Origin of the sequence: Kribbella deserti (assembly GCF_042434725.1) — a bacterium.
GTDB lineage: Bacteria > Actinomycetota > Actinomycetes > Propionibacteriales > Kribbellaceae > Kribbella > Kribbella deserti.
Window position 1 is genome coordinate 78,438 of the sequence record NZ_JBHLTC010000038.1, and the last position, 9,057, is coordinate 87,494.

General features: G+C 68.8%; 9 protein-coding genes. 5 read left to right on the forward strand and 4 right to left on the reverse strand.

The genetic code is table 11. The annotated features are described in order from the left end of the window. Positions 1 to 5: 5 nt before the first annotated feature. A complete protein-coding gene (locus ACFFGN_RS29880; protein ID WP_380054374.1) occupies positions 6 to 2,087 on the reverse strand; it encodes a phosphocholine-specific phospholipase C in 2,082 nt (693 codons plus the stop codon). Between the two features lie 186 nt (positions 2,088 to 2,273). After that, complete coding sequence (locus ACFFGN_RS29885; RefSeq protein ID WP_380054377.1) at positions 2,274 to 3,359, reverse strand: 3-deoxy-7-phosphoheptulonate synthase; 1,086 nt, start codon at positions 3,357 to 3,359, stop codon at positions 2,274 to 2,276. A gap of 392 nt (positions 3,360 to 3,751) precedes the next feature. On the opposite strand from ACFFGN_RS29885, the gene ACFFGN_RS29890 reads away from it, so the two are divergent. From ACFFGN_RS29890 to crcB (ACFFGN_RS29905), 4 genes are all read left to right on the forward strand, one after another. Continuing rightward, on the forward strand, positions 3,752 to 4,453 hold the full coding sequence (locus ACFFGN_RS29890; RefSeq protein WP_380054380.1) for a hypothetical protein: 702 nt from the start codon (positions 3,752 to 3,754) through the stop codon (positions 4,451 to 4,453). An 82-nt stretch (positions 4,454 to 4,535) separates the two neighbouring features. After that, on the forward strand, positions 4,536 to 5,084 hold the full coding sequence (locus ACFFGN_RS29895; protein ID WP_380054383.1) for a histidine phosphatase family protein: 549 nt from the start codon (positions 4,536 to 4,538) through the stop codon (positions 5,082 to 5,084). After that, positions 5,077 to 5,475, forward strand: coding sequence for a fluoride efflux transporter CrcB (gene crcB / locus ACFFGN_RS29900; protein ID WP_380054386.1), 399 nt, complete (start codon positions 5,077 to 5,079; stop codon positions 5,473 to 5,475). Before ACFFGN_RS29895 ends, crcB (ACFFGN_RS29900) begins: the two co-directional genes overlap by 8 nt. After that, positions 5,472 to 5,816, forward strand: coding sequence for a fluoride efflux transporter CrcB (gene crcB / locus ACFFGN_RS29905; RefSeq protein WP_380054389.1), 345 nt, complete (start codon positions 5,472 to 5,474; stop codon positions 5,814 to 5,816). The genes crcB (ACFFGN_RS29900) and crcB (ACFFGN_RS29905) overlap by 4 nt, the downstream gene beginning before the upstream one ends. Positions 5,817 to 5,852: 36 nt before the next feature. Here the strand turns inward: crcB (ACFFGN_RS29905) and ACFFGN_RS29910 are convergent, their stop codons facing one another. Next, the gene (locus ACFFGN_RS29910) at positions 5,853 to 7,262 is read right to left on the reverse strand and encodes a MerR family transcriptional regulator (protein WP_380054391.1); all 1,410 of its coding nucleotides are present in this window, start codon (positions 7,260 to 7,262) and stop codon (positions 5,853 to 5,855) included. A gap of 182 nt (positions 7,263 to 7,444) precedes the next feature. Between ACFFGN_RS29910 and ACFFGN_RS29915 the strand changes: the two genes are divergently transcribed. After that, entirely contained in the window at positions 7,445 to 7,738 is a 294-nt protein-coding gene (locus ACFFGN_RS29915; RefSeq protein WP_380054394.1) for a WhiB family transcriptional regulator, read from the forward strand. A gap of 256 nt (positions 7,739 to 7,994) precedes the next feature. Here the strand turns inward: ACFFGN_RS29915 and ACFFGN_RS29920 are convergent, their stop codons facing one another. Beyond that, positions 7,995 to 8,504: a PLD nuclease N-terminal domain-containing protein gene (locus ACFFGN_RS29920; protein WP_380054397.1), complete on the reverse strand. Its 510-nt coding sequence runs from the start codon at positions 8,502 to 8,504 to the stop codon at positions 7,995 to 7,997. Positions 8,505 to 9,057 lie beyond the last annotated feature (553 nt).

Here is a 9,057-nt window from a genome sequence, read left to right on the forward strand (position 1 = left end):
CCTGGTTACGGCGTGACGCTCGGACGGCCGGTTTCCAGATGGCCGGTCAAGCGGCGGCGGTAGGACGGGTCTTGCGGTGAGGTGACCTCAAGGTCGTACCAGCCCTGGTCTGTCGGCCATGTCACCGCTCGGGTCTGCCGTCCGCGCAGTTCGATCTGCTGGTTCTTGCGGCCGAAGTCGAGGGCCTTCACACGTACGGCGATCGGGCGGCTGCTGGTGTTGACCAGCAGTAGTTCGAGACCACCTCGGCCCCGGATCGTGCTGATCCGGACGTCGAGCCCGGCGGCTTCGCCCGTACTGACCCCGGCGAGTTCGGCCCAGAAGCGGTTCGGCCCTTGCACGGCCAGTTCGTACGGCCCGGTGACGGCGATCTCCTCGGTCCGCTCACCCCGTACGTCGAAATGCGCCGGCGCCTCGAGTTCGCCGCCGTACGGGTAGACCGTGAAATGGGCCGAGGCCTTCCCCGGATTCGCGAGGCGCAGGCGCAACCTCTGGCCCGCGACGACGCCCGAAACCTCCGGGCGGTACGGCAAGGCCCGGGCCGGCCGGCGACCCGGCTCCTGCACCGGTACGGCCTGGTCAGTCGGCGGTACCGGACGCCACCGTTCGATCGGCGCCGGCACGGCCCCGGGCGTATCGATCACCGGGCGACGGCCGGCCCGGTGGAAGTCGAAGACCGAGGTCAGATCGCCACACGCGGTACGGCGCCACTGGCTGATGTTCGGCTCGTGCACGTCGGTCCAGCGCTCGAGCAGCCGGATCACCGAGGTGTGGTCGAACACCTCCGAGTTCACGTGGCCACCGATCGTCCACGGCGATACCACCGTCATCGGGACCCGCGGGCCGAGGCCGATCGGGCGGCCGTCGTACCAGTCGTCGCCCTGGCCCGAGGCCGGACGCGGCGCGACGGGCGGCGGCACGTGATCGAAGTAGCCGTCGTTCTCGTCGAAGTTGATCAACAGCACGGTCTTCGACCAGACCTCGGGGTCCGACGCGATCGCGTCGAGCAGGTCGTAGACCAGGTTCGCGCTGCCCACCGGGGTGGACGTACTGGGGTGTTCCGAATCGATTGCCGAGGGCACCAACCAGCTCACCTGTGGAAGGTTGCCTTCGGCAATGTCCTGCCGAAGGCGCGGCACCAGCGTCTCGGGCGCGGAGCGGTACATCGCCTTGCGGAAAAGGGCTTCCTCCTTGGCCGGCAGGGCCTCGACCGCCAGTTCGAACTGCGCCAGCACGGCCTTGCGCTCGTCCGGCGTCTTCGCGAACAGCTTGTCGTAGAACTCCTCGGTGGTGCGGTAGCCGCCGTCCACCTTCGCGAGGATCTTCTTGCCGATGGCCTTGAAGGTGGCGAAGTACTCGACTGCGTTGTCGGTGAAGTTGTCCCACTCCTGGTAGATCTGCCACGACACCCCGGCCTGCTCCAGCCGCTCCGGGTAGCTGGTCCAGCTGTAGCCCAAGTGGTCGTAGGAGTACGCCGCGTTGGTCACCGCGCGGGCCGTCGTACCGGGCTCGAAGCCGGTGGTGCCCGACATCAGGTAGTTCCGGTTCGGGTTGGTCGAACCGTTGACCGAGCAGTGGTAGGCGTCGCAGATCGTGAAGGTCTCGGCGAGTTCGTACTGCAGCGGAATGTCCTGACGTTCGTAGTGCGTCATCGAGGCCGCGGTCTTGGCCGCGATCCAGTCGTCGTGCCAGCCCTTGGCCCAGGCCTGGGTGGCGTCGTTGAAACCGTGCGGAAGATCGTCGAGGTACTGAATGTCGCCCGGAGCGCGTCCCGCGGCCGCGGCGGCCTCCCGGATCGAGAACGGCAGCACCTCACCGCCACCGGGTTTCGGCTGGTTCCAGATCGGCTTGCCGTCGCGCTGCCGCAGCGGGACCCGGTCGCCGTACCCCCGGACGCCGCGCAGCGTGCCGAAGTAGTGATCGAACGAGCGGTTCTCCTGCATCAGGATGATGACGTGCTCGACCGCGGCCAATCCCCCTGGCCGGATCGGCCGCGCCATCGCGGTATGGACCGACGGCGGCAGCAGCGACAACACCGCCCCACCGGCAACGGACCCGAGCACCTGACGACGTGATACCTCAACCATGCCCGCACCCTAAAACGCTTTACCTACCCCTGTCTCCAGTCGATGCCCGCCCTTCTTCAGAAGTTCACCACGACCGCCGTTGCGTTCATTCGCCGGAATCCGCCTCTTCCGGCCACGCACCGGTGCCGGTCCGATGAGCTCAAAGGGCGGGTTCCGACGAATGAACGCTAGTGTCCTGAGTCGGACTTAGGCGGTCTTGCCGGCGCGGCGCTGGAGGGCGGCGGCGTGGAGGTCGGTTAGCACGGCCTCGGTGGTTTCCCAGCTCATGCAGGCATCGGTGACGGACTGGCCGTAGGTGAGCTCGCGGGTCGGGTCCAGGTCTTGGCGGCCTTCGACCAGGAACGACTCGAGCATCACTCCGGTGATGGCCTGATTGCCAGCGGCAACCTGCGCGCCGATCTCGGCCGCGACCGACGGCTGGCGCTTGTGGTCCTTGCGGCTGTTGCCGTGGCTCGCGTCCACGACCACGCGCTCGGGCAGACCCGCGTTGCGCAGCAACTCCAGCGCGCCCTCGATCGAGGCGTCGTCGTAGTTCGGCCCGGAGTCGGCGCCACGCAGCACCAGGTGACAGTCGCCGTTGCCGCGCGTGTGCAGGATGGCCGGCCGGCCGCTGGCGTCGATACCGGTGAAAACATGCGGTACGGCGGCCGCGCGGATGGCGTCGACGGCGGTGGCGATACTGCCGTCGGGGCGGTTCTTCATGCCGATCGGCATCGACAGACCCGAGGACAACTGGCGGTGCACCTGGCTCTCCACCGTGCGAGCGCCGATCGCTCCCCACGCGACGGTGTCCGCGATGTACTGCGGGGTGATCGGGTCGAGGAATTCGCATCCCACCGGCAGACCTCGCGACAACACCTCCAGCAGCAACGTCCGCGCGGTACGCAGTCCCGAGTTCACGTCGCCCGAACCGTCCAGAGCCGGATCGTTGATCAGGCCCTTCCAGCCCAGGGTGGACCGCGGCTTCTCGAAGTACACCCGCATCACCACCAGCAGCCCGTCCGACAGCCGCTCGGCCGCGACCTTCAGCCGGTCGGCGTACTCCAGGGCGGCCGCGGCGTCGTGCACCGAACAGGGGCCGACAACAACCATCAGGCGGTCGTCCGTGCCGTCGAGCACGTCGGTGACGGCGCGGCGGCCGGCCAGCACGGTTTCGGTCAGTCGTTCATCGAGCACGTGGTCGGCGAGTAATTCGGCCGGGGTGACGAGCGGCACGACCTTGTCGATACGGCGGTCGACAACGCTGGTTGGAGTGGTGTTCACGAGGTTCATGATGGGTGCCTTTCCGCCGGCGGCCGCGGAAAGACCCGAGATCAGCGCCGGCTGGGAACGAGAAAAGGCAAGGACGGTTGTCCTTGCCTTCGAGCCGGCTTCGGTGATTTCGGGGCGTCAGCTTGCAGCTGAGTCGCCCGGCACCAAGGCCGGCCACTCAAAAAACTGCCAATAGCTGCGCTTCACATCGCCCAGCGTACACGAAGCGAGATGGCCGTCTCACCGGAGTAACCCTTAACACCGGTTCGTCGTTGAGGTCGTGAGCCGGGCAACCCTGAGACCCGGCAGCCGTCCGTGAAGGGACAGACCGCCGTGGTATCTCGGCTTGGGGGCCGGCACAATGCGTTCGAATCCGGTCCAGTGGTGACCGCCTGGCTCTGGGCCGGCAGGTGATGCCCCGGATCTTCGAGCTGGTGCGGCACGCCGACGTGAGCGGAGTCTCCGGCACCGGGGTGGTTGCCGAGGGCTGCGTTTTCACCGACGGTTCGGTGGCGCTGCGCTGGCGCGGTGACAATCCAGCGACGGCCGTCTGGCCCGATCTCGACTCGGTGCTCGCGGTGCACGGTCACCACGGCGCCACCGAGGTGAACTGGCTCGACCAACTCGATCGCAGCGCCTTCCGTGCGCCGATGCTGCCGTATCCGGCCACGCCACCCGGTGGCGCGCGGTCACCGCTCGTCCCGACGCCGCCGGATCCAGCCGATACGGTCGAGTGGAGCGAACCCCTGCAGGCCTCGATACCGCCGGCGAGCGCCTTCGCCGACTCATCCCCCTTCGCCGACGCGCCGTCTCCCTTCGCCGACCTCCCGGATCCTTTCGACGAGCGGGGGTCGTCGGTCCCGCCGAGCCCTTTCATTGAGCCTGGGCTGTCGGTTCCAGGGAGCCCGTTTGCCGAGTCGGAGGTGCCGGGCGAGGGCCGGCAGCCGGGTGGGCGGTATCGGCGCGAGCCGGTCGTTGACGGCCATCACGGCGACGAGGCCTGGGGCGATCTGCTGGATGGGCGGACCAGTCACGGCTATCGGCCGTCCACCCCGGCCGGATCGTTCCTGGGCGAGTCCGCGCCGCGCTCCCGGGGTCGGCACTTCCGGTCATGAAGACCGCCCACGGCTTAGCAGGTCGAACCGGCCGACACCTGACCGGGAAGCGAAGTGCGGGTTTCTCCGGTAGAACTACCTCGTGACACTGATCTATCTGGTCCGGCACGGCGAACCGGACTACGAACCGATCGACAGCCGGGGCTGGCCCGGTTTGTCCTCGGGACTCGCCGTGCTGACCCCGGTCGGCATCAAACAAGCCGTGGCCGTGGCCGACGAGCTCAGTGGCGTTGCCGCGAACTACCTGGTCTGTTCGCCGTACACCCGGGCCATTCAAAGTGCCGCGCTGATCGGACATCGGCTGGCCCTCGGTGTGCGGGTCGACCTGGATTTCGGCGACTGGCTGCCTGATACGGGTGGTGCCTGGCGGGGTCCGGCCGATGTGCGGGGTATCGCCGCGGAGCTGGCCGAGTTCGACGGCGAGTGGCCGGACGGCGTACCACGCAGGTGGGAGCCGTTGTCCCGGGTCCGCGAGCGGGCCACGGCCGCGCTGCGCCGATGTGCCGCCAGTACGGACGGGCCGATCCTGGTGGTCACGCACAACCGGGTGATCCAGGCGATCACCGGTGCGGCCGACACCCCGCATGGCGGTCACCAGCGCCTGTGGTTCGACCCGGCCGCCGATGCCTGACGCTGAGCCATCGCGGTTGGTGGTGGTGCTGGCCGTGATCGCGGCCGGCGGCGCGATCGGCGCAGTCGCGCGGTACGGGCTCGCCCACGCGATGCCGCATCAGGCCGGGACCTTCCCGTGGGCGACGTTCGCCACGAACGTGCTCGGGTGCTTGCTGATGGGCGCCTTGCTCGCTTGGCTCCACCGCGCGCGACCGGCCCGGCCGTTGCTGGCCGCCTTCGCCGGGACCGGCGTACTCGGCGGATTCACCACCTTTTCGACGTACGCCGTGGAGACGCGCGGGCTGCTCGCCGACCACCCGGTGACGGCCTTGCTGTACTTGTTCGGCACCCTCGCGGCCGCCCTGCTCGCGGTGATCCTCGGCAGCTCCGCCGTCCGGGTGGCGCGATGAACCTGCTACTGGTCGCCGCCGGCGCCGCGATCGGCGCGCCCCTGCGTTACCTGGTTGATCGCTGGATCACGCGATGGGCGGGTGGCTCGTTCCCGTGGGGAATCCTGCTGGTGAACGTACTTGGCAGTTTTGTCCTGGGGTTGCTCGCGCCCCAGCCCGATCGTGTTGTATCGCTGCTGATCGGCATCGGATTCTGTGGCGCCTTCACGACGTACAGCACCTTTGCCGCCGTCACCGTCGCTCTCGCCGAATCAGGTCGTCTACGCGCCGCGACCGCCAACGCATTCCTAAGCCTCACCCTCTGCCTAGCGGCCGCACTACTCGCGCAGAGCATCACCTAGCAGGCTTGGCGGTGGAACGTTCCAACCGGCGCACGCCTACGGCTGGGCCGGCGTCCGCGTCGCGCTGACCAGCGCCGCGACGGCTTCGTGCAGTGAGTCGACCCGCTCGGGCATAGGTGGTTGCTCGTACCAACCAGGTCCACCGACCACCAACCGGTACGTCGGCCGGGTCCGCGCCAGACCGCGCAGCGCGGGAAGATCCGCCGTCCCCGCGGCACTCGACCAGACGAACACTGCGGCCGGCCGAACCCGCCGTACCGCATCCGACAACGAACGGGCCGGAGTGGCCGCGCCGAGAGTACGGACCGGAACCCGGCGTTCCGCCAGCGACGCCGCGACCGCCAGCAGCGGCAGCGCGTGGTCCTCGCCTTCCAGGCAGGCCAGGATGACGGGACGTTCCGCGGCGTCGGGCCGATTCCGTTCGATCGCACGCCTGGTGTGGTAGCGCAAGGCGCCCGCGACACAGTCCGAGGCAAGATGCTCGACCTCGACGCACGCGCGGGTCCGTTCCCACTGCTCGCCCACCTGGATCAGCAGAGGTGCGAGCCGCTCGGTCCAGGCGTCGACCACCCCCGACCGGTCCAGCGCCCGCGCGATGGCATGCGTCAACCGCTCGCTGTCCATCGCGTTGGCGAGCGCGAACAATTCCTCGGTCGTGACCTCCGGCGTTCGCTGCGACTGGCGGCGAGGTACGCCGAAGGCCATCCCGGCAGCGTTCACCGGGTCCGGCGTCCGGGCGAAGCCGTCGCCGCCTTCCACGCCTGCAAGCCCCTGCCCGGTGTCGAACGCCTCCGCGTCGGCGAAGTCCCGCACCGCCCGCAGGCCGCCGTACTCCCCGCCGCTCAACGCCCAGTGGCCCCCGTTGTTGCCGCCGTCGTACGAGCGCCACTCCGCCTGCGCCCGGTCGTACGCCGCCTCGCGGTCCGTCCGCTCGTACGGCGTCTCAGCGCTGGCCCCGTCGTACGGCGCCTGGTGCTCGCCGGCTGGGTCCTCGCGGCTGGGGTTGACGGCGTGGTCCGGAACAGCGCCGGACGGGTGACCGCCGCGGTTCGCGCGGTTGAAGTCGGGACCGCCTCCGCGGCGTACGTCAGTCCGGCCAGAACCGGACGGCCCGGGATAGCCCGCGCCGGGTACGACGGGCGGAAGCACCGGCGCCTCGCGGACCGCCTCCACCGCGGCAGCGGTCGGCATACCCCGGTGGATCAACTGCAGGGCCGTACGGAGCCGGGCGAGGTCTTCGGCGGTGTAGCGGCGGTGGCCGCCCGTACTACGTTCGCTCGGGCCTAGCCCGTACCGGCGCTCCCAGCTGCGCAAAGTCGGTGCGGCCACGCCAAGTCGCCGAGCGGCCGCACCCACGGTGAGGCATGTCCCGGTGGCAAGCGACGCATCGAGCCGAATACTCGGTATCCGTACGCTCAGGTGCTCCGAATCGACCTGTTCCGACATGGCGTCATCATGCCGTTGTTCCGCTTGAAAACTAAAGGTTCACGCTTGAACTGAGCGTTTTTCAGCACAACGCGATAACGAAGCGACCGAAGGTTGAGACAACGAGGGTTGAAGTACGAGTGCTTTGAGCATAGTTTTCACCGAGCGCCCGTCCGCGCTCACGGTGAGTCAAGGAGGTTGCCATGTCGAGAGGGATGCCTCGCCTACCCGCGCCGCTCATGGATCTCTGGGACTGGCAGTCCCAAGCTGCATGCAGGGACGTCAATCCGGAGCTCTTCTTCTCCCCCGAGTCCGAGCGGGGTGTGCGCAAGAGGGCACGCGAAATGGTGGCCAAGTCACTTTGCGGCACCTGCCCGGTCCAGCCCGAGTGCCGGCAGCACGCGCTGTCCGTGGGCGAGCCGTACGGGGTCTGGGGTGGAACCACCGAATCAGAACGGGACAACGTGGTCCTGCCCGAACACCGCAAGTCCGCCTGACCCAAGAACGCGACCTTCCGGCAGTCCTCCCCCGAGGGCTGCCGGATCGTCTACCCACGCCCACCCACAGCCGGCCACCGCGCGCCGCGCCAAGTTCCCGCCGCGAGTCGTCGCGTCCACACGCGCCCACCCACGGCCGAGCCCAGCGCGACGCCACCTCGGTCTAGCCGAGTGTGCGAACATCCTGCGCAGGTTGTCGCACGTCCACTCGCGGAACAAGGCGAGCGGCGCCTGGCCGGGCGTGCCGTCCCCGCCGTCAGCGGGAGAGGTCGCCGGCCTCGCCGTCGTCAGGGTCGGGACGGTCGGCCGGTGTGTCGGCGTCCTTCGGCGTGTCGGCTGAGCTGGACTTGCCGGGCGGATTGGCGGACTTGCCCGAGGACGTATCCGCCGGACCGGTCGGCTTGTCCTTCTTCCCCGGCTTGTCGTCCTTGCCGCTGGGCTTGCCCGCGCCACCCGGCGCCTCGGGGCGGTTCTTCGCCAGCCAAGCGAGGAACTCCGGATCATCATCCGGCGCGACCTGCCTCGGCGCGGGCCGTCGCGGCCCGGCGCTGGGATGTCCGGAACGTCCGGTCACGTGCTGCTTGTGAGCGTGCGCGCGCGACATCAGGATCCAGGTGATCGGCCCGACAAACGGAACGAGCACGATCAGGACAATCCAGAACAACTTCGGCAGATGCGGAACATCCTCATCGCGAGTCTGGATACAGGAAAACAGCGCGTAGACACTCAGGGCCAGGCTGATCAGGAACGGCAGAATTCGGACCACACCCCCACACTACGGGTCGCGACCACATTCCACCGCCGACGCGACACCACCACGCGCGCCGCACACCACGACGCCACCCCATACCCCGCCAGATCCCCCACCCCACCCGCTACTCGTCGTTACCCGGTGGTCACGATCGGGCGCAGTACCGGCCGAACCACGCGAACCCCACGGCCCACCCGCCCCAACCAAACCGGCGCAAGCGCACAACCAACCCCGCGCCCCTCCGCCTCCCTCCCCACGGTCGGACGCAAAATGCGATCCACCACAACAACAAAAACCCGGAAGTCCACCCTCTCCACCCACCCCGACCACGCCTCCCGGCCCAGCCGCCCGCACGCCGTACCCAGCGCACCCCCATCCGGCAAGAGCACTGGCCAATCTGTGGAGAACCTGCCGCGAGGTGCCTGTTGTGTTTGCGCACGCGCGACATGAGGAGGCACCTCGCGGCAGGGTTTTCCACAGATTGCCGCATTCCGCGTCCGACCGTGGGCGGGATCGAGGGCCGGACCGCATTCCGCGTCCGACCGTGGCCGGGATCGAGGGCCGGACC

What these genes read in the sequence shown, in the direction of transcription:
- ACFFGN_RS29890 (WP_380054380.1), top strand. Translation starts at nt 3,752, where the DNA reads ATGCCCCGGATCTTCGAGCTGGTGCGGCACGCCGACGTGAGCGGAGTC.
- crcB (WP_380054389.1), top strand. Translation starts at nt 5,472, where the DNA reads ATGAACCTGCTACTGGTCGCCGCCGGCGCCGCGATCGGCGCGCCCCTG.
- ACFFGN_RS29880 (WP_380054374.1), bottom strand. Translation starts at nt 2,087, where the DNA reads ATGGTTGAGGTATCACGTCGTCAGGTGCTCGGGTCCGTTGCCGGTGGG.
- ACFFGN_RS29915 (WP_380054394.1), top strand. Translation starts at nt 7,445, where the DNA reads ATGTCGAGAGGGATGCCTCGCCTACCCGCGCCGCTCATGGATCTCTGG.
- ACFFGN_RS29910 (WP_380054391.1), bottom strand. Translation starts at nt 7,262, where the DNA reads ATGTCGGAACAGGTCGATTCGGAGCACCTGAGCGTACGGATACCGAGT.
- crcB (WP_380054386.1), top strand. Translation starts at nt 5,077, where the DNA reads ATGCCTGACGCTGAGCCATCGCGGTTGGTGGTGGTGCTGGCCGTGATC.
- ACFFGN_RS29885 (WP_380054377.1), bottom strand. Translation starts at nt 3,359, where the DNA reads ATGAACCTCGTGAACACCACTCCAACCAGCGTTGTCGACCGCCGTATC.